This window comes from Pseudomonas sp. FP818 (assembly GCF_030687335.1).
In the GTDB taxonomy this organism is placed as follows: domain Bacteria; phylum Pseudomonadota; class Gammaproteobacteria; order Pseudomonadales; family Pseudomonadaceae; genus Aquipseudomonas; species Aquipseudomonas shahriarae.
The window spans coordinates 664,822-689,530 of sequence record NZ_CP117427.1; the positions used below are offsets into that span (position 1 = coordinate 664,822).

At 61.9% G+C, this 24,709-nt stretch carries 18 protein-coding genes; 13 read left to right on the top strand and 5 right to left on the bottom strand.

Features of this window, described 5'->3' with window-relative positions; all coding sequences use genetic code 11:
* From PSH80_RS02870 to speA, 3 genes are all read left to right on the top strand, one after another.
* Positions 1 to 537 (top strand): NUDIX hydrolase, encoded by a 537-nt coding sequence (locus PSH80_RS02870; RefSeq protein ID WP_057437578.1) that lies wholly within the window; start codon positions 1 to 3, stop codon positions 535 to 537.
* Positions 538 to 719: 182 nt separating this feature from the next.
* Complete coding sequence (locus tag PSH80_RS02875) at positions 720 to 1,091, top strand: translation initiation factor Sui1 (protein WP_029297635.1); 372 nt, start codon at positions 720 to 722, stop codon at positions 1,089 to 1,091.
* Positions 1,092 to 1,287: 196 nt separating this feature from the next.
* The gene (gene speA / locus PSH80_RS02880; protein WP_029297633.1) at positions 1,288 to 3,201 is read left to right on the top strand and encodes an arginine decarboxylase; all 1,914 of its coding nucleotides are present in this window, start codon (positions 1,288 to 1,290) and stop codon (positions 3,199 to 3,201) included.
* 4 nt (positions 3,202 to 3,205) lie between these two features.
* Here the strand turns inward: speA and PSH80_RS02885 are convergent, their stop codons facing one another.
* Together PSH80_RS02885 and PSH80_RS02890 are read right to left on the bottom strand one after the other, a co-directional pair.
* A complete protein-coding gene (locus PSH80_RS02885; protein ID WP_305419124.1) occupies positions 3,206 to 4,699 on the bottom strand; it encodes a M91 family zinc metallopeptidase in 1,494 nt (497 codons plus the stop codon).
* Between the two features lie 118 nt (positions 4,700 to 4,817).
* Positions 4,818 to 6,161 carry an MATE family efflux transporter gene (locus PSH80_RS02890; RefSeq protein WP_120731453.1) on the bottom strand — a complete coding sequence of 448 codons (1,344 nt, stop codon included), beginning with the start codon at positions 6,159 to 6,161 and terminating at the stop codon, positions 4,818 to 4,820.
* Between the two features lie 216 nt (positions 6,162 to 6,377).
* Here PSH80_RS02890 and PSH80_RS02895 point away from each other — a divergent pair, with 216 nt between their 5' ends.
* The 3 genes from PSH80_RS02895 (at position 6,378) to PSH80_RS02905 (ending at position 13,205) form a co-directional block, all read left to right on the top strand.
* Complete coding sequence (locus PSH80_RS02895; RefSeq protein WP_057958219.1) at positions 6,378 to 7,226, top strand: EamA family transporter; 849 nt, start codon at positions 6,378 to 6,380, stop codon at positions 7,224 to 7,226.
* The gene (locus PSH80_RS02900) at positions 7,226 to 8,179 is read left to right on the top strand and encodes a LysR substrate-binding domain-containing protein (RefSeq protein WP_128593113.1); all 954 of its coding nucleotides are present in this window, start codon (positions 7,226 to 7,228) and stop codon (positions 8,177 to 8,179) included. The genes PSH80_RS02895 and PSH80_RS02900 overlap by 1 nt, the downstream gene beginning before the upstream one ends.
* Positions 8,180 to 8,309: 130 nt before the next feature.
* Entirely contained in the window at positions 8,310 to 13,205 is a 4,896-nt protein-coding gene (locus tag PSH80_RS02905; RefSeq protein ID WP_305419126.1) for an alpha-2-macroglobulin, read from the top strand.
* Positions 13,206 to 13,333: 128 nt separating this feature from the next.
* Here the strand turns inward: PSH80_RS02905 and PSH80_RS02910 are convergent, their stop codons facing one another.
* On the bottom strand, positions 13,334 to 13,627 hold the full coding sequence (locus PSH80_RS02910) for a hypothetical protein (protein WP_057437585.1): 294 nt from the start codon (positions 13,625 to 13,627) through the stop codon (positions 13,334 to 13,336).
* Between the two features lie 99 nt (positions 13,628 to 13,726).
* Here PSH80_RS02910 and pbpC point away from each other — a divergent pair, with 99 nt between their 5' ends.
* From pbpC to PSH80_RS02940, 6 genes are all read left to right on the top strand, one after another.
* A complete protein-coding gene (gene pbpC / locus PSH80_RS02915) occupies positions 13,727 to 16,057 on the top strand; it encodes a peptidoglycan glycosyltransferase PbpC (RefSeq protein WP_057958222.1) in 2,331 nt (776 codons plus the stop codon).
* Positions 16,058 to 16,213: 156 nt separating this feature from the next.
* Positions 16,214 to 16,522 (top strand): MazG-like family protein, encoded by a 309-nt coding sequence (locus PSH80_RS02920; RefSeq protein ID WP_057437589.1) that lies wholly within the window; start codon positions 16,214 to 16,216, stop codon positions 16,520 to 16,522.
* Positions 16,515 to 17,264 carry a methyltransferase gene (locus PSH80_RS02925; protein WP_057437591.1) on the top strand — a complete coding sequence of 250 codons (750 nt, stop codon included), beginning with the start codon at positions 16,515 to 16,517 and terminating at the stop codon, positions 17,262 to 17,264. The genes PSH80_RS02920 and PSH80_RS02925 overlap by 8 nt, the downstream gene beginning before the upstream one ends.
* A 24-nt stretch (positions 17,265 to 17,288) precedes the next feature.
* Positions 17,289 to 17,891, top strand: a complete 603-nt coding sequence (locus PSH80_RS02930; protein ID WP_305419130.1) for a DUF4136 domain-containing protein — start codon at positions 17,289 to 17,291, stop codon at positions 17,889 to 17,891.
* 45 nt (positions 17,892 to 17,936) lie between these two features.
* A complete protein-coding gene (locus PSH80_RS02935; RefSeq protein WP_186625835.1) occupies positions 17,937 to 18,494 on the top strand; it encodes a DUF4136 domain-containing protein in 558 nt (185 codons plus the stop codon).
* 393 nt (positions 18,495 to 18,887) lie between these two features.
* Positions 18,888 to 20,900 (top strand): pilus assembly protein TadG-related protein, encoded by a 2,013-nt coding sequence (locus tag PSH80_RS02940; protein WP_169989302.1) that lies wholly within the window; start codon positions 18,888 to 18,890, stop codon positions 20,898 to 20,900.
* Here PSH80_RS02940 and PSH80_RS02945 read toward each other — a convergent pair.
* Positions 20,889 to 23,642, bottom strand: coding sequence for an ATP-binding protein (locus tag PSH80_RS02945; protein ID WP_305419132.1), 2,754 nt, complete (start codon positions 23,640 to 23,642; stop codon positions 20,889 to 20,891). The two genes, PSH80_RS02940 and PSH80_RS02945, sit on opposite strands and share 12 nt — an antisense overlap.
* The gene (locus PSH80_RS02950) at positions 23,639 to 24,076 is read right to left on the bottom strand and encodes a TadE/TadG family type IV pilus assembly protein (protein ID WP_057437602.1); all 438 of its coding nucleotides are present in this window, start codon (positions 24,074 to 24,076) and stop codon (positions 23,639 to 23,641) included. Before PSH80_RS02950 ends, PSH80_RS02945 begins: the two co-directional genes overlap by 4 nt.
* 72 nt (positions 24,077 to 24,148) lie before the next feature.
* Here PSH80_RS02950 and PSH80_RS02955 point away from each other — a divergent pair, with 72 nt between their 5' ends.
* Positions 24,149 to 24,622, top strand: coding sequence for a prepilin peptidase (locus tag PSH80_RS02955; protein WP_115127305.1), 474 nt, complete (start codon positions 24,149 to 24,151; stop codon positions 24,620 to 24,622).
* The last annotated feature ends 87 nt before the right edge of the window (positions 24,623 to 24,709 follow it).

Here is a 24,709-nt window from a genome sequence, read left to right on the forward strand (position 1 = left end):
ATGGTCGATAGCGCCAAGGAGGTCGCGCACCGCGCGGCCTCGGATGCCGAACACATCGCCTGGGTCGACGAGCAGGACAACCTGCTCGGCGCCCTGGTGCGTGCTGACCTGCGCGAGCGCGGGCTGATCGGGCGCGGCACCTACATCATGCTGTTTAACTCAAAGGGTGAACTGTGCGTGCACCGGCGCACCCTGAGCAAAGCCATCTATCCCGGTTATTGGGACGTGGCGGCGGGCGGCATGGTCGGGGCTGGCGAGACCTACGAGCAGTCGGCCGCCCGTGAGCTGGCAGAAGAATTGGGCGTCAGCGGTGTAGAACTGACCGCCCACGACCACTTCTTTTTCGAGGATACGGGTAACCGGCTCTGGTGCTCGGCGTTTTCTGCGGTCTGGGATGGGCCGCTGCAGCTGCAGCCCGAAGAGGTGCTGGAAGCGCGTTTTATGTCCATTGAGGCAGTCCTGGCCGATATCGAGCAAAAGTCCTATTGCCCCGACTCCCTGGCCGCCTTAAAACGCTATCTGGCGGCGCGTCGCTAAAGTTGCATAAATTGGCGCCATTTGGCTCTTAGCAAGTAGGCTTTTTGCCGTTACACTGCGCGACTTTTCAAGCCGAACTGCCTTGGCGGTTCGGTAGCGCTGCCCCTGCCTGAGTGGGGCTTCGCGGTTGGTGGCCGGTTGACGGGCACTGATCAGTCTTCATCCTCCCAAGAGGATTGCCGGTGGCCAAAAAAGCCGCATCCTTCGCCGCCCTTGGTGGCCTGGTGTTTTCCACCGACGCAGGTCGGCATTGCCCGGACTGTCGCCAGCCCGTGGACGCCTGTACCTGCAAACAGACCCTGATTCCCGAAGGTGACGGTATTGCCCGCGTACGCCGCGAGAGCAAGGGCCGTGGCGGCAAGACGGTGACCACCATCACCGGCGTGCCTCTGGCGGCCGAGCCACTCAAGGAGTTGGCCACCGTGCTGAAAAAGCGCTGTGGCACCGGTGGCGCCCTGAAAGACGGGATCATCGAAATCCAGGGCGATCACGTCGAGTTGCTGTTGGCCGAGTTGATCAAGCTCGGTTACAAGGCGAAGAAATCCGGCGGCTAGCAGCCTCTGTGAAACCCGCACCGACGAGCGCGCTCGTCGTCTCCATGGTTTCACAGAGCCTGTTCCTGACCGGTGTCTAAACTCTGTCCTGCGAGCGGGGTCTACCTCTCTCACAGGCAAATCGTCATTTTCACTCTTTAGACTGCGCCAGCCTCTGACTTGGGTGGCGCTCTTCGACTTTATATAGGGGACTTCGATGTCCGTACGACGCACACGCAAAGACGATGGCAGCCAATGGACAGTTGCGGACAGCCGCAGTGTTTACGGGATTCGCCATTGGGGGGCCGGATATTTCGCGATCAATGATGCCGGTCGCGTTGAAGTCCGTCCGAACGGCCCGAACAGCTCGCCCATCGACTTGTACGAGCAAGTGGACGAGCTGCGCAAAAGCGGCCTGTCCCTGCCGTTGCTGGTGCGCTTCCCGGATATCCTGCAAGACCGCGTGCGCCAGCTGACCGGCGCCTTCGACGCGAATATCGAGCGCCTGGAATACCAGAGCAAATACACCGCGCTGTACCCGATCAAGGTCAACCAGCAGGAAGCGGTGATCGAGAACATCATCGCCACCCAGGACGTGTCCATCGGCCTGGAAGCCGGCTCCAAGCCTGAGCTTCTGGCGGTGCTGGCCCTGGCACCGAAAGGCGGCACCATCGTCTGCAACGGTTACAAGGACCGTGAGTTCATCCGCCTGGCGCTGATGGGCCAGAAGCTGGGCCACAACGTGTTTATCGTGATCGAGAAAGAGTCCGAAGTGGGCCTGGTGATCGAAGAAGCCGCCAACCTCAAGGTCAAGCCACAGGTCGGCCTGCGGGTGCGCCTGTCGTCCCTGGCGTCGAGCAAGTGGGCAGACACCGGTGGCGAGAAGTCCAAGTTCGGCCTGTCGGCGGCGCAGTTGCTGTCGGTGGTCGAGCGCTTCCGCGCCGCCGGCCTGGACCAGGGCATCCGCCTGTTGCACTTCCATATGGGCTCGCAGATCGCCAACCTGGCGGACTACCAGCACGGGTTCAAGGAAGCCATCCGTTACTACGGTGAACTGCGCAACCTTGGCCTGCCGGTGGACCACATCGACGTCGGCGGCGGCCTGGGCGTGGACTACGACGGTACCCACTCGCGCAACGCCAGTTCGATCAACTACGACATGGACGACTACGCCGGCGTAGTGGTGGGCATGCTCAAGGAGTTCTGCGACGCGCAGAACCTGCCGCACCCCAACATCTTCTCCGAAAGCGGCCGCTCCCTGACCGCTCACCACGCCATGCTGGTGGTGCAAGTCACCGACGTCGAGAAACACAACGACGACGTGCCGGTGATCGAGAACAAGGAAAGCCTGCCGGAAACCGTGCAATGGCTGGTTGACCTGCTGGGCCCGACCGACATTGAAATGGTCACCGAAACCTACTGGCGCGCCACCCACTACATGAGCGACGTGGCCGCCCAGTACGCCGACGGGAAACTGACCCTCGCGGAAAAAGCCCTGGCCGAACAGTGCTACTTCGCCGTGTGCCGCCGCCTGCACAACTCGCTCAAGGCCCGCCAGCGCTCGCACCGCCAGGTGCTGGACGAACTCAATGACAAGCTGGCCGACAAGTACATCTGCAACTTCTCGGTATTCCAGAGCCTGCCGGACACCTGGGCCATCGGCCAGGTACTGCCGATTCTGCCGCTGCATCGCCTCGACGAAGAGCCGCTGCGCCGTGCAGTACTGCAAGACCTGACCTGTGACTCCGACGGCAAGATCAAGCAATACGTCGACGAGCAGAGCATCGAGACCAGCTTGCCGGTGCACGGTTTGAACGAAGGCGAAGATTACCTGCTGGGCATCTTCCTGGTGGGCGCCTACCAGGAAATCCTCGGGGACATGCACAACCTGTTCGGTGACACCGACTCGGTGAACATCTACCAGCGCGACGACGGCACCGTCTACAGCGCCGGGATCGAGACCCACGACACCATCGAAGACATGCTGCGCTACGTGCACTTGTCGCCGGAGGAGTTGATGACCCACTACCGTGACAAGTGCGCCAGCGCGAAGATCACGGCGGCGGAGCGTACGCAGTTCCTGGATGCTTTGCGCCTGGGCCTGACCCGCTCCTCGTACCTGTCTTCCTGACTTATCAGATGCGCGGCGCCTCATCCACGTCATAACGGTCGCGCAGCGGAACGCCCATTTCCTCACGGAGGGCGTTTTCCGTGAAGGGATAAGGGTTGACGTTGGTCGCTGGAGTGTTGGGGTTATTGTCAAAGTCGAAAGGCGTGGCATCCGTGGGAATTCCAACCACTTGGTATTCCTCGTTGTTTACGGTTCTCGGCACTCCGCCTCTGAGGAGGGGGGCTCCATTAGCGTCCTTCAGGATTTGTTTGCCAGGTATGCCCGTCCCTGTGGCTCCATTGAACGCGTGAGCGAGTTCATGATGGAGCGTAATCTCCGGGGAGATGGAAAAGGTCTGGTCAAAGTCAGCGGGTTCGAAAACGATTTCGGGCTGGGTCGAAACTGAACCCGGTTTGTTGTCTTTTATATAACCAAACTCAGGGCGGAAAGGGTCTTTCCTGAGCTCAGCGTTTGAGGTGTACTCATTCCTGAATCCGTAGGCGCTAAAGCCGGGGGTGTGCGATTCGGTAAGGACGATAGGCCTATGCCCGTCTTCAACAAATTGATCCATGGCTTCGAGTGCTTTTTGACCCGCTGGTGAGGCTCTTAGTCGGTCTATAACATCTTCCGTCTGTTCTATGAATTGTTCTGTACCTTTTATTACCAAGCCTTTTCTACCGCTCTCGGAATATGTAACAGGGATGATTTTAGAGTTGCCTTGGTTGTTAATTGTGTCGGTAGACTTGGCATAGATCTTATCGTTTTTATCATAAGAGTTAATGGTGTCGGCGCCCTCGCCGCTATAAAAAGTAGTCCGGTAATAACCACTCAGTGTGTCATTGCCCCTTCCCCCGTTTAGTACAACCTTGCCAGGCCCAGCGTAAAGATGGTCATCTCCCCTGTCGCCGTTGAGGAATAACACTCTGTTGGTAGGACCAAAGCCTGCATACAGGTGATCGTTTCCTTTTCCTCCCGATATCGCAGCGTTGCCCGTGCCGGCAGTAATTGTGTCGTCGCCATCACCGCCAGTTACCGCCATATCGCCGGTGCCCAGGCGTATGTGATCGTTTCCTTTTCCACCGATCACGGTCCCCACTCGCCCATTTGAAACAATATCGTCATCACCGTCGCCGCTGTTTATGTGCATTTCGATGTTGACGTACTTGTCGACGGTAATGCGGTCATTGCCTCCAGCAGTGTTGATCCTCAGTGAGTGCGCGTTGTTGTTTGCTGTCAGTGGGAGTTTGTAGTCTTTGCCATTGATACGCGCGTTGAGCTGGTGGTTTGCGCCAACGGTAATACTGACGTTGTCAGCCCGGTCGGAGGTGGTAATCAGCACTCTGCTGACATCGGGCACACGCTTGCCTTGAGGGTCTGTTTTATAGGTTGAAATCTGCTGGATCTTGGTGTTTCCATCATCCGCTAAAACGCTGATATGAGGGGTGCCGGCCGGTTCCGCCGGTGGAGTGACGCGTGGTGAAAGGGGGGCTGCGGTTGCTGGTGTCGGGAGTATATTCATTCACAGACCTACCTTGGATGAGAGGTGATGTTTGACCTCGAAGGTGTAAATGCTCTGTGGTCTGCTCCCCGAAAAACAGCCAAGCTGTTTTGTAACAATCAACAGATAGCCCGCGTTCTCAGGGTTGGCCGAGCCAGCGGTCCTGTTTGTTCAGTCGCCACGCAATCGCCCACAACGTCAGACTGCGCACCGCCATAAACAGCAGGAACGTTATCCACAGCCCGTGGTTACCCAAACCCTGCAGCGCCCAGGCAAGCGGCAGCATAATCAGCACCGTCAGCAGCATGCCATTGCGCATCTCCCGCGCACGGGTCGCGCCGATAAACAAACCGTCCAACAAGTAACTCCACACCGCAATCAACGGCAGTACCGCAAGGTACGGCAGGTAGAGATCGGCGGTTGCGCGCACGCTGGGGATATCGGTCTGCATGGCGATAAACAGGTGGCCGCCGAAGGTAAACAGCAGGGCGAAGCCGAGACTGGCGATCAGTGACCAACCGCAAGCGACCACCAGTGAGCGGCGCAGGGCCTGGCGGTCATGGGCGCCGATGGCGTGGCCGCACAGCGCTTCTACCGCGTGGGCCAAACCATCCAGGGCATGGGCGGTCAGCAACAGCCCGTTGAGCAGCAGGGCATTGGCCGCGACGGTGGCATCGCCCAGCCGCGCACCTTGCACCGTGATCATGAAAAACACCGACTGCAGCGCCAGGCTGCGGATAAAGATGTCGCGGTTGACCGCCAGCAGCGCGCGCCAGCTTTGCCAGACCTTGAGCGCCGCCCAGGCGATATGCCCAGGGTAGGCGCGCAGGGCTTTTTGCGTGAGGGCCAGGCCGAGCAGGGCGCCGGTCCATTCGGCAATCACCGAGGCCCGCGCCGAACCGACTACGCCCCAGTCCAGGCCCAGCACAAACCACAGGTTCAGGGCGATATTCACCAGGTTAGTGGTCAACAGAATCGCCAGCGGCGCCCGGGCGTTTTGCGTGCCCAGGAACCAGCCCACCAAGGCATAGGTAGCCAGGGCGGCGGGCAGGCCGAACAGGCGGGTGTGGAAGAACTCGCGGGTCAGTTGATTCAACTCGGCGGAGGGCTGCATCCACTCCAGCGCCAGGTGGCTCAGGGGAATGCCCACCGTGCCGAGCACCATTGCCAACCCCAGTGCCAGCAGCAGACCTTGCAGCAGGATTTGCCGCAGCGCCGCGCCATCATTGCGCCCGGCGGCCTGGGCGGCAAACCCGGTGGTGCCCATGCGCAGAAAGCCCATGGCCCAGGCCAGGAAGGTATACAGGCTGGCCCCTACGGCCACGGCGCCCAATTGGTGGGCGTGGGGCAGATGGCCGATGACCATGCTGTCCACCAGCGCCACCAGCGGTACCGAAATATTCGACAGAATCATCGGCGCGGCCAGGGCCCAGACACGGCGGTGAGTGGGGCGATGACGCCAGTCGGTGAGTAAGGTGGACATGCGGGCTCCTTGGGGGAGCGGCATTGTAACGCTGCCTGGGCAGCATCGCAGACCCAATGTGGGAGCAGGCAAGCCAGCTCCCACAGCAGGTCCCAGCGTTGTGGGTGGCAATGTCGGCATGATGAAGGCTCATGGCTGCGCTGATGAGCTTTCGCTTCTGGCCAGCACGCGAGGCTGAGTTAAATACCCGCCTTCTCCTCAGAACAGCCAAACCCCATGGATAACTCCGATATCGCGATCACCCTGGTCCTGATCTCCGCCTTCATGCACGCCACCTGGAACGCTGTTGTCCGAGCCGGCAGCAGCCGCTTCATGACCCTGGCCATCGTCGATGGCACGGCGCTGGTGATCTGCCTGGCGGCGCTGCCGCTGGTCAATGTGCCGAGCCTGCAAGTCTGGGGTTATGTACTGCTCTCGGTGATATTGAATACGGTCTATCGCCTGTTTCTGATCAAGGCCTATGAGACGGGCGACTTCGGTCAGGTCTACCCGGTGATGCGCGGTGTGCCGCCGGTGCTGGTGGCGTTGTTTTCCTACTTTCTGCTGCATGAGCAACTGTCGTTCCAGGCGATGGCCGGGGTGTTGTTGATTTGCCTGGGGATCATCAGCCTGACATTTGTACGCAGGATGACCGCGCACATGCTCAAGCCGATCCTGATGGCGGTGGGCGCTGGAGTGTTTATTGCGTCCTACACAGTGGTGGACGCCAAGGGTGTGAGAGCCAGTGAAACGGTGCTGCAATACATTATTTACCTGACGGTGTTCCAGAGCATTCCTATCCCGCTGCTGGCGTTTTGCAAGGAGCGTGCGGCACTTGTCCAAACCATTGGCAGTCATTGGCGAGTGGGTGTCTTGGGGGGTGTTTTTTACCTGGCATCCTACGGCCTGGTGTTGTTCGCGCTGTCGCTGGACGCGGTGGCCAAGGTCTCAGCGCTGCGGGAAACCAGTGTTATTATCGGCGCCATTATTGCCGCGCTGTTCTTTCATGAACGGTTCGGCTGGCGACGGATGCTCTCGGCGTGCGTCATTGTTTGCGGGATCATCCTGATCAAAGTGAGCACTTGATGGCTCAGCGTCCTCCACCCACTGCGATGCTTCAGGCTTTTGTCAGCGCCGCGCAAACGGGCAGTTTCGCGCGTGCGGCATCTGAGCTTAACCTCACCGCCAGTGCCATCAGCCATCAAATTGCGGGCCTGGAAGAGTGGTGGGGCGTGCAGTTGTTTGAGCGGCACTCACGTGGCGTCAAGCTGACGTCGGCAGGGCACGCCTTGTTGCCGGTCACTGATGGGTTTTTCAAAGGGCTGGAGGCGGCGTTGCAGGTTCTCAATCCGCGCGAAGCCCAACCGTTGTACCTCTCGTGCACCTCTTCACTCTGTTCGACCTGGCTGATTCCCAGAGTGCATGGCTCGCATACTGACGCCTCGTTCAATCTCGACCTGGTGCTGACCAGCGCAGATATGAGCCCTGCCAGCCTGGGTGCTCATCAATTTGATGTCGCAGTAGTCATAGGGGGCGGGGACTATCCGGAGCATCATGTCGAGTTGCTGATGCGCGATGCGGTGTTTCCCGTATGTTCGCCGGCGTTTTATCGCGAGCATGGCGATATTGCGCCGAAGGATATCGCCCGGTACCCATTGATTCACCGGGCGGATGATCAGATCTGTCCGGGGTGGGAGAGTTGGTTTGCGTTCCAGGGGGTGGCGGCCCCCCCGTATCACCCTGGGCCTCGGTTTCCGGATTCGAGCCTGGCTATAAACCTTGCGCTCAAGGGGGCTGGGATCGCACTGGGCAGGACGGCGTTGGTATATGACCAGTTGGAAGAGGGGGGATTGGTTGCCTTGAGCAGCCCGGTGATGATGTCGCCGGCGGCGTATTACATTATTTGCCGCAAGGGTCGACAGTCCGAGCCGGCCATCGCCCGGTTGATTGAGTGGCTCAAGCTCAGCGCGGGTGAGTTTCTGCGGGAGGTTGGGGCGAGGCATCCGCAAATAGCGGGCGCTGGAGCATTTCAGAGGTAGGGTTTGACCTGACTTGGTCTGTACACAGAACCAAATCGCCCTCCGTCGGTCAATGTGATCGCCACCATAACCCGCTTCACTGGCGCTGATATATAGTTCACCCCTCAGACACCCTCACAACGAGTGCCCCATGCTTAACAAAGGATTGTTCCTGGCCTGCGCGCTGGCCCTGCTGAGCGCCTGCGATTCTTCCGACAAACCAGCAGCGCCAGCGGCCCCTGCGGCAGCGGTGACGGCGCCGGCCAAGGCCGCGGTAGACGTGGCGACGCTCAAGCAGCGTTATGCAGGCCGTGAGTTAAGCGTGGTGGACGTGTCTGAGGTGCAACTGGATGGCGCCAGCACCTTGTCGGTGAGTTTTTCGATCCCGCTGGACCCGGACCAGAAGTTCGCCGACAAGCTGCACCTGGTGGACAGCAAATCCGGCAAGGTCGACGGTGCCTGGGAGCTTTCCGACAACCTGATGGAACTGCGCCTGCGCCACCTGGAGCCCCAGCGTAAACTGGTGCTGACCGTGGACGCCGGCCTGCGTGGGGTGAATGACGCCAAGCTCGCCGCCGAGTACGTCAGCCGCCTGGAAACCCGCGACCTGCAAGCCACCGTCGGCTTCGCCAGCCGTGGCACCCTGTTGCCCACCCGTCTGGCCGAAGGTTTGCCGGTGATCGCGCTGAATGTCGACAAGATCGACGTCGAATTTTTCCGCATCAAGCCCGAATCGCTGCCGGTGTTTCTCGCCCAGTGGGGCCGCAATACCAGCCTGCAAAGCTATGAGTCCCGTGAACTGCTGCCCATGGCCGACCTGGTGTACGGCGGCCGTTTCGACCTGAATCCTGCGCGCAACACCCGTGAAACCCTGCTGCTGCCGATCGCCGGCCTCAAGCAACTGCAACAGCCGGGCGTGTACCTGGCGGTGATGCGCGCCTCGGGCACTTACAACTATTCGCAACCGGCCACGCTGTTCACCCTCAGTGATATCGGCCTGTCGGTGCACCGTTACGCCAACCGCCTGGATGTGTTTACCCAGGCGCTGGAAGGCGGCAAGGCACTCGATGGCGTCGAGCTGGAAATCCTCGATGCCGAAGGCCGCGTGTTGGGCCAGGGCAAGACCGAGAAGGGCGGCCACGCCGAACTGCCATTGCCGAAAAAGGCCCAGGTACTGCTGGCCAAGCAGGGCGAGCAAACCAGCCTGTTGCGCCTCGACAGCGCAGCGCTGGACCTGGCCGAGTTCGATATCGGCGGCCAGCCCGCGCACCCGCTGCAATTCTTTGTGTTCGGCCCGCGTGATCTGTACCGCCCTGGCGAAACCGTGCTGCTCAACGCCCTGCTGCGCGACAAGGACGGCAATGCCGTCAAGCCACAGCCCGTGAGTGTCGAAGTGCGCCGCCCGGATGAGCAGGTCAGCCGCAAATTCGTATGGGACGCCGATGCCTCTGGCCTCTATCAGTATCAGTTGCAGTTGGCCGGCGAAGCGCCGACCGGGCGCTGGCAGCTGGTGTTCGACCTGGGTGACGGTAAGCCGCAGCTGTATGAATTCCTCGTCGAGGACTTCCTGCCCGAGCGCCTGGCCCTGGAACTCAAGGGCAGCGACACGCCGTTGAGCCCGGCGGACAACGCCGTTATCCAGGTCAACGGCCGCTACCTCTACGGCGCCCCGGCGGCGGGCAATCGCCTGAGCGGGCAAGTGTATGTGCGCCCGCTGCGCGAGGCGGTCAAAGCCCTGCCGGGCTACGAGTTTGGCTCGGTAACGGAAGAAGAGCTGAGCCAGGATTTTGAACTGGACGAAAGCGTGCTCGATGCCCAGGGCCAGGAAAAGCTGACCCTGGAAAGCAAATGGAGCGAGGCCAAGTCGCCGCTGCAACTGATCGTGCAGGCCAGCCTGCAAGAATCCGGCGGGCGCCCGATCACCCGCCGCCTGGTACAGCCGGTATGGCCGGCCGAGCAACTGCCCGGCCTGCGCGGCTTGTTCGATGGCAAGGAGACCGATGGCGATGGCCCGGCGGAATTCGAAGTACTGCTGGCCAACCAGCAAGGTGACAAGCTGGCGGCCGACAACCTCAAGGTCCGCCTGATCCGCGAGCGCCGCGACTACTACTGGAACTACTCGGACAACGACGGCTGGAGCTATCACTACAACGAGAAATTCCTCAACCTCGATGAGCAGACCGTCAACATCAAGGCCGGCGATACGGCCAAGGTCAGCTTCCAGGTGGAGTGGGGCCCGTACCGCGTCGAAGTCGAAGACCCACAGACCGGGTTGATCAGCAGCAAGCGCTTCTGGGCTGGCTACCAGGCTCAGGACAACACCGAAGGCGGCGCCGTGCGCCCGGACCAGGTCAAGCTGGCGCTGGACAAACCGGCATATGGCGATGGCGATACGGCCAACGTCACTGTCACCCCGCCGGCAGCCGGCAAGGGCTACCTGTTGGTCGAATCCAGTGAAGGCCCGTTGTGGTGGCAGGAAATCGAGGTGCCGGCCGAAGGCAAGAGCTTTGCAGTGAAGCTCGATCCGAAATGGTCGCGTCATGATCTGTATGTCAGCGCGCTGGTGATCCGTCCCGGCGAGCGCAAAGCCAACATCACCCCCAAACGCGCCGTGGGTTTGCTGCACCTGCCGTTGGATCGTACCCAGCGCAAACTGGGCCTGACCCTGACTGCACCGGAAAAAATGCGCCCCAAGCAGCCACTGACGGTCAAGGTTGCGGCAAAAAATGCCGATGGCAGCGTGCCGAAACAGGTGCATGTGCTGGTGGCGGCGGTGGACGTGGGCATCCTCAATATCACCGAGTACCCGACCCCGGATCCATACTCCAGCCTGTTCGGCCGCAAGGCGTATGGCGTGGATCAGTTCGATATCTATGGGCAGTTGATCGAAGCCGGCCAGGGCCGCCTGGCCAGCCTGGCCTTTGGTGGTGACGCGGCGCTGGCCAAGGGCGGCAAGCGCCCGGACACCAGCGTCACCATCGTCGCCCTGCAAAGCGCGCCGGTGACCCTGAATGAGAAAGGCGAGGGCGAAGTCAGCGTCAATATCCCCGACTTCAACGGCGAGTTGCGCCTGATGGCCCAGGCCTGGAGCGATGACCGCTACGGCATGGCCGAAGCCAAGACCGTGATCGCCGCGCCCTTGATTGCCGAGCTGTCGGCCCCACGCTTCCTCGCTGGCGGCGACCAGACGCGCCTGGCGCTGGACCTGTCCAACCTGTCGGGCAAGGCGCAGAAGCTCGATGTGCAACTGACCGCCGAAGGTCAACTGACCCTGCTGGGCGAGCCATCGCAAAGCGTGCAACTGACCCAGGGCCAGCGCACCACCTTGCAGATTCCAGTGCGTGCGCTGGGCGGTTTTGGCCAGGGCAAGATCAAGGTTACGGTCAACGGCCTGGACCTGCCGGGCGAGAACCTGCCGGCGTTTACCCGCGAATGGACATTGGGCGTGCGTCCGGCTTATCCGGCGCTGCTCAAGCAATACCGCGCAGTGCTCAAGGACGAAGCCTGGGGCCTGCCGGACAGCGAACTGGCCCTGTTTGAACCGGCCGGGCGTGAGGCGCTGTTGAGCCTGTCGAGCCGCCCGCCGTTGAACCTGGGCGAGCAGATTCGTGCGCTCAAGGCCTACCCGTATGGCTGCCTGGAGCAAACCGCCAGCGGCCTGTACCCGTCGCTGTACGCCGACGCCGCCGTGCTGACACGCCTGGGGTTGACCGGCGAGCCGGATGCCGAGCGCAAACGCAAGATCGAACTGGGCATCGAGCGCCTGCTGGGCATGCAGCGCTACAACGGCAGCTTCGGTTTGTGGGGTGCCGATGGCGAGGAAGAATACTGGCTGACGGCGTACGTCACCGACTTCCTGCTGCGCGCCCGCGACCAGGGTTTTGCCGTACCGCCTGAAGCGCTGAAGAAGGCCAGCGAACGCCTGCTGCGTTATGTGCAGGAACGCAACCTGATTGAAGTCGACTACAGCGACAACGCCGACCACACGCGCTTCGCCGTGCAGGCCTACGCCGGGCTGGTGCTGGCGCGCAGTCAGCAGGCGCCGCTGGGCGCATTGCGCAGCTTGTTCGAGCGCCGCAGCGATGCGCGTTCCGGCCTGCCCCTGGTGCAGTTGGCGATTGCCTTGCAGAAGATGGGCGACCAGCCGCGCGCCGACCAGGCATTGCTCGCCGGTTTGGCGGTCAAGCGCAAAGCCAATGAATGGCTGGCCGACTACGGCAGCCCCCTGCGTGATCAGGCGATGATCCTGGCCTTGCTGGAAGAAAACGACCTGGCCAAAGGCAAGCGTGAAGAACGCCTGTTCGAGCTGTCGGACCAGATGGCGGCCAGCCCATGGCTGTCGACCCAGGAGCGCAACTCGCTGTTCCTCGCCGGCCGTGGCCTGCTGGGCAAACCGGAAACCAACTGGACGGCGCAGTTGAGCAGCGGCGGCGAAACCCGCGAGCTGAACAACGGCCAGTCCGGCCTGAAGCTGGAAGGCCCGTTGCTGGCTTCACCGCTGACCCTGCGCAACCCGGGCAGCGAGCCGATTTACCAGCAACTGAGCATCTCCGGTTATCCACAGCACGCGCCGGTAGCGGGTGGCGAAAACCTGAGTATTCGTCGTGAGTACCTGGGGATGAATGGCCAGCCGCTGAACCTGCAAAACCTGCGCAGCGGCGACCTGGTGCTGGTGCACATTGCGGTCAGCGCCAACAAGCAACGGGTGCCGGATGCACTGGTGGTCGACCTGCTACCAGCTGGCCTGGAGCTGGAGAACCAGAACCTGGGCCAAAGCGCCGCCAGCCTGGAAAACGCCAGCAGTCAGGTCAAGGAATGGCGCGAGTCGATGCAGAATGCGTCGATCAAGCATCAGGAATACCGCGATGATCGCTATGTGGCCGCGCTGAACCTGGACGGCTACGGCACCACGCATCTGCTGTACCTGGCCCGCGCTGTCACGCCTGGGACTTATCGCGTACCGCCGCCGCAAGTGGAGTCGATGTACCGGCCGAACTGGCAGGCAGTGGGGGATACCCCAGTGGATATGGTGATCAAGGGGCGTTAAGCGCCTCCTGTAGGAACTGGTGCTGCCTTTAATGTGGCAGCTTGCCCGCGATAGCGGTTTTTCAGCCGATGTATTCGGCGACTGACACACCGCTATCGCGAGCAAGCTCGCTCCCACAGGGCCTGTATTTAATGCACAACCCAACTGAGCAGCCACAACCCCAGCATCAACCAGATAATCCCCATGATGATCGAGGCCCGCATAAACGCCCGGACTGCCGAGTACAGCAGCATCAGGCCAATGATCAGGGTGATGATGCTGATGATCGAGGTGTCCATGCCCAGGGTGCGCGACAGGCCGTCGATAAAGTTGCCGCCGGCATTGGTCAGGGCGCCGAACAGGCCGCTGAGCCCGTCGACGATAAAGCGGATGACCGAACCGAGCGCCTGGCCCAGCCATTCGAAAAAGCTTTCTACCTGCATATGAGTTTCCTGATGAAAGGGTGGGCGTATCTGCCGGACCTGAGCCTTTGGTCGCCAATCCCTTGGGCGAGTTCCCTAGAAGCATAGAGGTTTGCCCGTTTGAATTTGCGAATAGTTGCACGCGCTACCCTGGGTAGCCTGCTGGTGGTGATAGCCCTGCTGTGGCTGGCCGACCGCCTCTGGCCCCTGCCGTTGCCCAAGGACGATCTGGCCCGTGTGGTACTGGCGGAGGACGGCACGCCGTTGTGGCGCTTTGCCGATGCCAACGGCGTATGGCGTTACCCGGTGGCGACCGATGAAGTCTCGCCGTATTACCTCGATGCGCTGCTGACCTACGAAGACCGTTGGTTCTACCAGCACCCCGGCGTCAACCCGCTGGCCCTGGTGCGGGCGACCTGGCAGAACCTGACCGGCGCGCGGGTAGTGTCTGGCGGCAGCACCTTGTCGATGCAGGTGGCGCGCCTGCTCGATCCCCATTCGCGCACCCTGCCGGGCAAGTTGCGCCAGCTGTGGCGCACCGCGCAACTGGAGTGGCACCTGTCCAAAGACCAGATACTCAACCTGTACCTCAATCGCGCGCCCTTTGGCGGCACCTTGCAGGGCGTGGCGGCAGCCAGTTGGGCCTATCTGGGCAAGTCGCCGCAACAGCTGACCCACGCCGAAGCAGCGTTGCTCGCGGTACTGCCCCAGGCACCGAGCCGTCTGCGCCCGGACCGTCACCCGCAGCGCGCCCAGGAGGCCCGGGACAAAGTGCTGCGGCGCCTGGCCGAGTTCCAGGTGTGGCCGCAATCGGCGGTCGACGAAGCCCTGGAAGAACCCCTGTTGCTGGCGCCGCGCCTGGAACCCAGCCTGGCGCCGCTGCTGGCGCGCCGCTTGAACCGTCCCGACAGCCCGCCGCTGATTCGCACCACTCTCGACGCGACCCTGCAACGCCGTCTCGAAGACCTGCTGCTGGGTTGGCGCGCGCGGCTGCCGGAGCACACCTCGGCCGCGATCCTGGTGGTCGAAGAAGAAAGCATGGCCGTGCGCGCCTACCTGGGCTCGGTGGATATCAACGATGCGCGGCGCTTTGGCCATGTGGATATGATCAGCGCTCTGCGCTCGCCGGGCTCGACCCTCAAACCCTTCCTGTATGGCATGGCTTTGGACGCGGGGCTGATTCACTCTGAATCGCTGTTGCAGGATGTGCCTCGGCGCTATGGCGATTACCGGCCGGGCAACTTCTCCATGGGCTTTACCGGCGCGGTGCCGGCCAGTACGGCGCTGTCCAGCTCGCTGAACCTGCCGGCGGTGCAACTATTGGAAGCCTATGGGCCCAAGCGTTTTGCCGGCGAAATGCGCATCGGCGGCATGCCCCTGGCGCTGCCGGCGCTGGCCGAGCCGAACCTGGCGTTGATCCTGGGCGGCGCCGGCAGCCGCCTGGAAGACCTGGTCGGTGGCTACAGCGCGTTGGCCCGCGACGGCAAGAGCGCTGCCATCCGTTTGCAGCCCGATGATGTGCTCAAGGAGCGGCCGTTGTTATCGCCGGGTTCGGCGTGGATTGTGCGGCGCATCCTCAGTGGCCAGGCACGGCCGGACCGTGATCCCCGGGCCGAGCTGGTGCAGCGCCCGGTGTTGGCGTGGAAGACGGGCACCAGCTACGGCTTTCGCGATGCCTGGGCCATTGGCGTCGGGCCGCGCTATTTGATTGGTGTGTGGATCGGCCGCCCGGACGGCACCCCGGTGCCCGGCCAGTTTGGCCTGGCCTCGGCGGCGCCGTTGATGCTGCAAGTGCACGATGTGTTGACCAACCGCGACAGCCAGCGCGGCATTATCGCGCCGGTTAAACCCGTGCCGATGAATGTCGGCGTGGCGGCGATCTGTTGGCCCCTGGGCCAGCCCATGAGCCGCAGCGACGCCAATTGCCGGCGCCAGCGGTTTGCCTGGACGCTGGACAACACCACGCCGCCGACCTTGCAGGCCCTGGACCAACCTTTGGGTGTCGGCTTGATGGAAACCGTGTGGGTCAATGCCAAGGGCCTGCGCGTGGCGGCCAGTTGCCCGGGCGCGGTATCGCGGGACATTGCCCTGTGGCCGGCACCGCTGGAACCGTGGTTGCCGAGGATCGAGCGGCGTGACGCACGCATCCCTGCGCCAGACCCGGATTGCCCGCCACCGGCGCTGGCGGCGTCGTCGCCGTTGTCGGTGGTGGGTGTGCGTGAGGGCGATCAACTGCGCTTGCCGGCGGGCAGCCAGCAGCAACTGCGCCTGAAGCTCTCGGCCCTGGGCGGCAGTGGGCGGCGCTGGTGGTTCCTCAATGGTGCGCCGCTGGGCGACAGTGCCAACCAGGACAGCATCAATGCCAGCCTGGAGCAGTTGGGGCGCTATCAACTGAGTGTGCTCGATGAGGCGGGGCAGACGGCCAGGGTTGAGTTCAGCGTGGTTGATTAGATCGCCATCGCAGGCAAGCCGGCTCCCACAGTTTGATTTGTTGACACCGTCCAATGTGGGCGCTGGCTTGCCTGCGATAGTGCCCTGACAAGCAGCGCAAATTTATTTGCCATCCCCGTCTTTGAGCCTGAAGCTATACCCCTTCAGGAGCGCCCCATGAATCTCGAACACCTTACCGAACGCATGCATCGCATCCGCGATAACAACGACTGGAAACAATTCCACAGCCCGAAAAACCTGGCCATGGCCGCCAGCGTAGAGATGGCCGAGCTGGTGGAGATTTTCCAGTGGCTGAGCGAAGACCAGTCGCGCCAGTTGCCCGCCGACAAACTCGCCCATGCCGGCCAGGAAGTGGGGGACATCGTGCTCTATCTGCTGCTGCTCTGCGGTGAGCTGGGCCTGGATATGGATCAAGTGGTCAGCGCCAAGCTGGCCGACAACGAGCGGCGGTTTACCCATGAGTGATCGCCATTTCGACCAGTTGGCCACGCGTTTTGCCGAGAAGATCTACGGCGGTGCCAAGGGCGCGATTCGCCTGGCGGTGTTGCAGGCCGACTTGACCGAGGCCCTGCCGGAGCGGCCGTTGCGCGTGCTGGATATCGGCGCCGGCCTGGGCCATATGTCGTTGTGGCTGGCCGAGCGCGGGCATCATGTGACCTTGGCCGAGCCCGCCGAGCCGATGCTCGAAGGCGCCCGCCAGCGGTTCGCCGCAGCGGGGCAGAGTGCAACGTTCATCCAGGCGCCCTGGCAGGACCTGTTGGGTCAGCTCACCGAGCCCTACGACCTGGTGCTGTGCCACGCCGTGCTGGAATGGCTGGCCGAACCCCATGCGATCCTGCCGGTGCTGCACCAGTTGACGGCGCCGGGTGGCTGGTTGTCCCTGGCGTTCTATAACCGTGATGCGCTGATTTACCGCAACTTGCTCAAGGGCCACTTTCGCAAGATGCGCAAAAATGACATGGCCGGCGAAAAACAGAGCCTGACCCCGCAACAGCCCCTGGACCCACGGGAACTGGCGGCGCAACTTGAAGGCCTGTGGCAGGTCGAAAGCCAGAGCGGGGTGCGGGTCTTCCACGACTATATGCCGGTGGAATTCCAGGCCCGCGCCGATTTGCAGGACTTGTTGGAGATGGAACTCGCTCACCGTCGTCACCCAAGCTTTGCCGGACTTGGGCGTTATTTGCACTGGATCTGCCGTCCGGTTTAAGCGGCCCAGTCTGCGGAGATCGAAATGAAGCGCTGTGCATTGATCCTGCTGTGCCTGGGGCTGGGGGCCTGCTCCAGCAACAACCCGTATGTGGCGGCCTCCAAGCCCATGCCGCCGGCGCCTGCCCAGGCGGCCAACACCTTTGATGCCAGCGCCTACCCGGCGCCGGTGCGTGACTACGGTGCCTATCGCAATTGGGCCTGGCGCAACGGCCAGTTGCCGGCCGGCTCGGCCTGGGCAGATCCTGCGCAGATCGCCGAAGCCGTCAGCGGTGCCCTTGACCAGCGTGGCCTGCGGCCGGTGCATGACCAGCGCGCGCCGGACTTGCTGGTCAGCACCGATGTGCATCTGGAAAAACGCCTGCGCCAGGTGCAGGACGATTATGGCTACGGCTACGGTGGCTACAACCGCTATGGCAACGGCTACGGCATGTACAACTCGGTGCCGATCGTGCGCACCTATGAAGTGCAAGTCGTGGTGGTGCGCGTCAACCTGTTCGACGCCCGCACGGGCCAGGCGGTATGGAGCGCCAGCGCCGAAACGGGCAGCCAGGGCAGCCTGAGTGAACGCGGCGATGCCTTGCGCCAGGCTGTGCAGAAGGCCATGACGGCGTATCCTCCCAGTTAACAGCTATTCTCATTTCAGGCTCGGTTTGCCCTTTGGAGAACTACCATGTTGCGTCGTATCGCGTTGCTCGCTTTTGCCGTGCTGCTGGGCGGTTGCCAGACTCATCAGGTCAATCACGATTTTGACGCCAGCCGCGACTTTGCCGCCTACCGCAGTTGGGCCTGGAAAGACCCGGCGTTGCAGTACCGCCCTGACGATCCGCGGATCAAGAGCGACCTGACCGAGCAGCGCATCCGCCAGGCGGTGGCCGATCAGCTCGATCAGCGCGGCTTGCGCTCGGCAGCCCCCGGGGCCAAGGCAGACCTGAACGTGCAGGCCTACCTGATCGTCGAAGACCGTCAGCAGCAAGTCACCACCAACTACGGCGGCGCCTGGGGCGGCCCGTGGAATGGCTACTGGGGCGCACCGATGTACAACGAAACCCGCAACGTCACCTACAAGGTCGCGACCCTCCAGATCGACTTGCTCGACGGCAAGGACGGCAAGCTGGTGTGGCGCGGCAGCGACGAACAGATGATGAGCAACTCGCCCAGCCCCCAGGACCGCAGTGCGGCGATCCGGGCGACAGTGACCAAGGTGCTGTCCAACTATCCGCCACGCTAAGTTGTACTCGGTCCGTGTAGGGCCGCTGCATCACTGCGATGCGGGCGCTGCGGTTTAACAGGTACACCGAGGCGATCCCTTCGCAGCCTCGCCGGGGCTCGACAGCTCCCACATTCGATCTGTGTTTCCAAGATAGATTTGCAGGTGCCGCGGCTCCCCTGTGGGAGCTGTCGAGCCCCGGCGAGGCTGCGATGGGATCGCCTCCTTACACCCGATCCACTGAGGTGCCCGCATCGCAACAATACGGCGGCCCGACAAGCCAGCATCAGGCGCTGTTTATTTCCGTCAGTCGCCAAAGTGGCGACTTGCCAGCGCACCTGCCAAGCCTTGTCTACACTGCTGTTGACTACAGGAGAGTAAGCGCTCGGCAGTTCGCCGGCAAAGGAGTGCTCGATGTCTCCCCGACTTCGTTCTGGCCAGCGTGGCGCAATCGGTCTGGTGTTCGCCGGCACCCTGGCCTTGGCCCTGGTGTTTCTGTTGCTGGTGGTCGATAGCGGCCGCCTGTACCTGGAAAAGCGCAAGCTGCAGGCCGTCGCCGACACTGCCGCCCTGGAAGCCGCCAATCGTGGCGGGCAGTGTTCAGGCAGCACCACCGCCGTCGATTACGCCAAGCAGAATGCCACCCGTAACGGCTTCACCGTTGTCGCCAACGACAGCAGCCGCGCATTGGCGGTGACGTGTGGGACGTTGCTGACCAATGCGGCCAATATCCGTGTCTTTACTGCAGATGCCACCAAGAATGAAGCCATCCGCGTCGTTGCTACCCGCACGGTGACCACCGGTATCGCCAACGGGGTCTGGAGGTTGTTCAGCGGTACGTATAACGCTAATACGACATTGAGCGCGACGGCCGTTGCGGCGCTGGCGACTCCGGTGGCGGCACTCACAATCCGCAGCACGGCAGTCGTTGTCGATACAGCCAACAAGGCTTCCACTCTCAATGCTCTGTTCGGAGGGTTGTTGGGCGGTGGCCTGAACCTGTCGGTGGCCGGGTGGAATGGTTTAGTTAATACCAATATCTCTCTACTGAGTTACCTGGACCGGCTAAAGCTCGACCTGGGCCTGACAGCGGTCGGCTATACCGAAGTTCTTGGCAATACCGTCGGTGTTGGTCAGCTCATTCAAAGTGCAATCAATGTATTGGACCCCACCAACACATTGGCCACAGATGTGACGATTGTCGGCTTGAACGCGCTCAAGACGGCGGCCGGTGCCACTCAAGTGGTGTTGGGCGATATTCTGCAGATTGCAAGTGGCACGGATGTGGCGTCTCTGGCAGTGAACATGCGGGTGTTTGATCTGATCGAAGGTTTTGTGCAACTGGCCAACAAGAAAAATGGCCTGCTGGCTAGTGTTCCGATCAACGTGCCTGGAGTGGCGCAAATCACTGCGACCGTTCAGGTTTTACAGCCGCCTCAATTATCTGCGGTCGGCAATCCAGCCAAAGCTGTAGCAGCGGGGCATAATCCTGAAACCGGTCCGAATCGCATCTATGTGCGCACGTCTCAATTGCGGGTTCTGCTCTCGGTCAACTTGCCCGTAATGAACACAGTCCTGGATCTGGTGAACGGGGTGACTGGATTGGCAGGACCGCTGGCAAATACGGTGGGTGCACTGCTACAGCTGGATGTTGTGGGCGTGATCAATGCGCTGACGTGTGGCTTGGGAGCACTGTGTACTTCGCCCAGCCTGCAGATTCTGCCTCCGCCTGTCCGTGTGGATATTGCGGTGGAAGCCGCCAGTGCCAGTAGTTGGGTGACAGCCTACAGTTGCGCAAGTCCTACCAATAAAAGCCTGACAACCAGCACCAATACCTCGCTGGTCAATCTGAAATTGGGTCAGGTTGATGGCTTGTCCAGCATTTTCGGCAGCAGTCAAACTCCGCCCCAGATGGTTGTGAAACCATTGAAGGTCGTGGATATCGGTACCGAGTCATGCCGCCGCTTTTTGATATTCAACGACTGCAACGCCCGTGTTCCCTCCGTAGGGGGTGGTATTGGGTTATCTGCCAACATTGATGTGGGTGGGAGTAAAAACCTTGCCCATACATACCTGTCCCCCGATTTGCCGGAAATTTCGCAGCCACCGTTTTATTACGCTTACACCACTAGCAATATCGTCAGCGGGCTCACGGACCCGGCCAAGGGGACGGCAGCGGGTCTTGTTCTAAATATGTACGGCCCACAGCCCGGAAATGAAAACTTACTAGGTAATATCATTGGTGGTCTTGGAACCGTGTTTAACAGCGTAACTTCCCTGTTGATCAATACCATCAAAACCACACTGACACCGTTGCTGGACTCGCTGATCAACACCCTATTACTAGCCTTGGGCGTCGACCTGAACAAAGTGGATGTAGGTGCCAACCTGAGTTGTCAATCAGGCCGCGCCTACCTAGTCATCTAACCCCCCACCCACCACCGGCAACTCCACGCAAAACCGCGCCCCATGTTCACTGTTGGCGACGCTCAGGCGTCCGCCCATGTTTTCCACAATGCCGTAGCTCACCGATAACCCCAGCCCGGTGCCGACGCCAATCGGTTTGGTGGTGAAAAAGGGCTCGAAAATCCGCTCCAGCAGCCGTGCATCAATGCCGCCGCCATTGTCTTCGACCCAGATGCGCACATGGCGGCTGTCGTGTTCGCTATACAGGGCGATCCATGGGCGAAAATCGTGGTTTTTTTCGTGTCGCGCCATCAGCGCATCGCGGGCGTTGACCATCAGGTTGATCAGTACTTGCTCCAGTTGGTCGACATGGCCGTTGACCTGCACCTTGAAGTCCATGGGCGTGATGCGCAGATCCACACCTTTACCGCGCAGGCCTTCGCCCAGCAGTGATTGCGTACCTTCCACCGCCTGGGCCGGGTCGAAGGGCTGTTGCTCGACCTCCGAGCGGCGGCCGAACACGCGCATGTGGTCCACCACCCTGGCCGCACGCTGGACCTGTGCATCGATGCGCTGGAGTTTTTCCGTCAGGTAGTCGAGTTGCACGTCGCCGTTGCCCAGGCGCTTGAGCACGTTGGCGATGGCCATACGCATGACGTTCAGCGGCTGGTTGATCTCATGGGCCAGGCCGGTGGCCATCTCGCCGAGGGTGGCCATTTTCGCGCTTTGGGTCAGTTGTTGCTGGGAGCGGCGCACTTCGGTGTTGTCGCGGCCCACGGCCTGGATTTCCTGCAACTGGCCGTGCTCGTCGAACACACCACGGTCAGACCAGACCCACCACGCATGTTCGCGTCCCGGCAGTTGCAGGCTGATTTCGGCGGTGCTGACCGGGAATTCCGGGCTCAGTTGGCCGATGCGTTTTACAAAGGCGTTGCGCTGTTCGTCCGATAACCAGTGGCCCAGGTTGATCCCCGGCAATTGGGCGGGCGTGCATTCCAGGTAGTTGGCCAGGGGCGTGTTGCCGAAGGTCAGGGTCAGGTCCGGGCGGTAGCGACAGATCATCGCCGGCGAGTCTTCGACGAGGAGGCGGTAGCGCTCTTCGCTGTCCTTGATCTGTTGCGCCGCCAGGGTGGCTTCGGTGACGTCCAGCCACAGGCCGACGGCTTCCACCGGCAAGCCCAGGTCGTCGCGCAGCAGCTTGGCTTCGTCCAGCAGCCAGTGGTAGTTGCCCTGGCGATCGCGTACGCGGTAGCGGCTGCGCACGTTGCCTTCGCGTAGCAATTGCCGGGTGCGTTCGAAGTACAGGTCGCGGTCTTCGGGGTGCACCCATTCCACGGAGGTGTCGTGGGTGCATTCGGCCAGGGTCCAGCCCAGCAGCGGCAGCAGACTGTCGCTGAAAAATGCCGGGTGCAGCGCGCCGTTGACATAGCGCTGCACGTAGATCACCGCCGGTGAGCTGGCGATCAGGTTGTCCAGGCGGGCATGGGCGGCGGCGGCCTGCAGTTGCTGGTTCTTGATGTCGCTGATGTCGAGCATGAAGCCGATCCAGCGCCGCTGCTCGCCGGCGCCCAGCACCTGGCCCTGGACGCGGTACCAGATGGGGTTCTGTTTGGCGTCGCTGCGCAGCAGGCGCACGCTGGCGAGCAAAGGTTTGCCCAGGCTTTGCAGGTCTTGCAGGCGGCTGTTGAGTTCCTGGCGGTCGGCGGGGTGGATCAGTTCCAGCCAGTTGGCCAGCACCTGTTTGGTCGGTGCATCTTCCGGGCTCAGGCTGCGCATCAGTTGGGGGGCCAGCAGGATCTCTTCACCGTTGGCCAGCAGTTCCCACCAGCCGGTGCCGAGCAGGCCTTGCAGGGCTTCCACCCGCTCCAGTTGTTGGTGATGGCGCTGCTCGCGCAGGCGGCTGAGCAAGGGCGCGGCGAGGGCGGCGGTGAGGTTCAGCCAGTCACGCTCGCTGACGTCGGCGTGGCCGCTGTAGAACCCGCACAGCAACCACGCGGCGACCCCCTGACTATCGCGGTACGGCACCAGCAGGCCCTCGGCATTGCCAAACACGCTGTGCAGGCGCGGGTGCTCGCTGCGGCCCTGAAGGGTTTTCAGGCTTAGCGGGGTGTTGCCGTTGAGGCTGTCCAGGCAGGTGCCCAGGCGCTGCCCAGGCGCCCACAGTTGCGGCGCGTCATGGGCGCTGTAGCTGCTGTAGACCAGCCAGTCCTGATCCTGCTGGTCGAGCAGCACCATCGCCGCGCAAGGGATACGCCAGCGCTGGGTCAGGCTGCGCAGGTGCTCGCTGAACACTTGCGGCAGCCGCGACAGGCTGCACACGCGCAGTTGTTCGCTCATCTGGCTGGCGAGCAGATGGTTCTGCTCGCGCTGCTGGGCCAACTGCCGGCCCCTCAGCAGGTCGCTGATATCCAGCAGGCGCAGGATCCAGCCGTCGCCATCCGGTTCGATCCAGCCACGGGTATGCAGGATGGTCTCGGCGGCGCCCTGGAAATCCAGGTCCAGGCTGTGCCGCTGCCAGTCGGCGGGGGTGCCTTCGATGCTCAGGGCGCCAGGCAGGCACAGCAGGTCGCGCAACAGCGGGTGGGCCTGGGCACTGAGGTGACGGGCTAACTGTGGGTGCAACGCGCGGCTGATATCCAGCACATGACCATGCTGATCCAGGCGCAGGTGCAAGCCTTGCGCGGTTGGGCTGGCGGGCGTCTCCAGGGCCTGGGCGCTGTTGCGGCCGAGCAGCCTGCCGAAAATTTTGTCACCGGAGTTCAAAATTGCAGGCTCGACTGGGCGTGCAACGTGGTCGGCAGCCGAGGCACCGTGCCAATGCCCGGCAGCACAATAAACGGCAGGACGTTCTTCAGGTTGGCCGAGGGGTAGTTGATCTCGACGGTCAGCACGCCTGCGGTGTAGGTCGGATTGATATGGGCCGTCTGGAACTGGAAGGTCGCTGGAATCCACTGCAATTGGCTTTGCACGGTCTGGGTCGCCCGCAGGATGAGCGCTGCATTGTAGTTGGGGGTGCTGGGGTCCAGTGCCACGCTGCGGCGCACGGCCTCGGCGGTGGCCTGGTTGAACGACTGCAGCAGCAACAGTGGCAGGCTGTAGCTGACCATGGCATAGAACACGGCAAAAAAAATCACGAACACCGCGGCAAATTCGATAGCGACGGCGCCTTTTTGCTTTCTAGGGAGGCTGGTTTTCATCACTGCGACTACCCTGACTGCTACTACCTGCTATCAGCATAGAATCAATCAGCAAAAAGGGACGGTTTTTACGTGATCCAAGGCCTCGTGGTATTTGTCTGGTTGGTGGTGTGTGCGCAGCAGGATATTCGCCAGCGGCAGATTGCCAATCGCCTGACCCTGGGTGCGCTGCTGCTGGCACTGGTCTATCTGCTGTGGAGCGGCAGCACGTGGCTGGGCACTTCCAGGGCGCAAGGGCTGTGGGCGTTCTGCCTGGCCCTGCTGTTGACCTTGCCCGGCTACGCCCTCGGGCGCCTGGGCGCGGGCGATGTGAAGATGCTGGCGGCGTTGGCGCTGGCGTCGAATTCGACCTACCTGTTGTGGTCGCTGATCGGCGCTGGCGTAGCCAATGTCGCCTGGCTGGTCTATGGGCCGCGGCTGCTGCCCCTTGCCAGCCAAGGTGTTAGAGCGCGCCTGGGTTACCTGGTGGTGGACCCGTCAAAAAAACTGCCTTTCGCGCCGTTTCTTTTAGTGGGTTTTAGCCTGGCCTGGGCGTGGCTCCATTAGTCGTGGGCGCTCTGTATCGCTATGTACATAGTTGGAAAGTACGTCTACGTTTATTTATACAAGCTAGTAGGAAGGTTCTTCGCAACC

What these genes read in the sequence shown, in the direction of transcription:
- PSH80_RS02935 (WP_186625835.1), top strand. Translation starts at nt 17,937, where the DNA reads ATGTTGCGTCGTATCGCGTTGCTCGCTTTTGCCGTGCTGCTGGGCGGT.
- PSH80_RS02930 (WP_305419130.1), top strand. Translation starts at nt 17,289, where the DNA reads ATGAAGCGCTGTGCATTGATCCTGCTGTGCCTGGGGCTGGGGGCCTGC.
- PSH80_RS02900 (WP_128593113.1), top strand. Translation starts at nt 7,226, where the DNA reads ATGGCTCAGCGTCCTCCACCCACTGCGATGCTTCAGGCTTTTGTCAGC.
- PSH80_RS02910 (WP_057437585.1), bottom strand. Translation starts at nt 13,627, where the DNA reads ATGCAGGTAGAAAGCTTTTTCGAATGGCTGGGCCAGGCGCTCGGTTCG.
- PSH80_RS02920 (WP_057437589.1), top strand. Translation starts at nt 16,214, where the DNA reads ATGAATCTCGAACACCTTACCGAACGCATGCATCGCATCCGCGATAAC.
- PSH80_RS02925 (WP_057437591.1), top strand. Translation starts at nt 16,515, where the DNA reads ATGAGTGATCGCCATTTCGACCAGTTGGCCACGCGTTTTGCCGAGAAG.
- PSH80_RS02890 (WP_120731453.1), bottom strand. Translation starts at nt 6,161, where the DNA reads ATGTCCACCTTACTCACCGACTGGCGTCATCGCCCCACTCACCGCCGT.
- PSH80_RS02940 (WP_169989302.1), top strand. Translation starts at nt 18,888, where the DNA reads ATGTCTCCCCGACTTCGTTCTGGCCAGCGTGGCGCAATCGGTCTGGTG.
- speA (WP_029297633.1), top strand. Translation starts at nt 1,288, where the DNA reads ATGTCCGTACGACGCACACGCAAAGACGATGGCAGCCAATGGACAGTT.
- PSH80_RS02885 (WP_305419124.1), bottom strand. Translation starts at nt 4,699, where the DNA reads ATGAATATACTCCCGACACCAGCAACCGCAGCCCCCCTTTCACCACGC.
- PSH80_RS02905 (WP_305419126.1), top strand. Translation starts at nt 8,310, where the DNA reads ATGCTTAACAAAGGATTGTTCCTGGCCTGCGCGCTGGCCCTGCTGAGC.
- PSH80_RS02870 (WP_057437578.1), top strand. Translation starts at nt 1, where the DNA reads ATGGTCGATAGCGCCAAGGAGGTCGCGCACCGCGCGGCCTCGGATGCC.
- PSH80_RS02895 (WP_057958219.1), top strand. Translation starts at nt 6,378, where the DNA reads ATGGATAACTCCGATATCGCGATCACCCTGGTCCTGATCTCCGCCTTC.
- PSH80_RS02950 (WP_057437602.1), bottom strand. Translation starts at nt 24,076, where the DNA reads ATGAAAACCAGCCTCCCTAGAAAGCAAAAAGGCGCCGTCGCTATCGAA.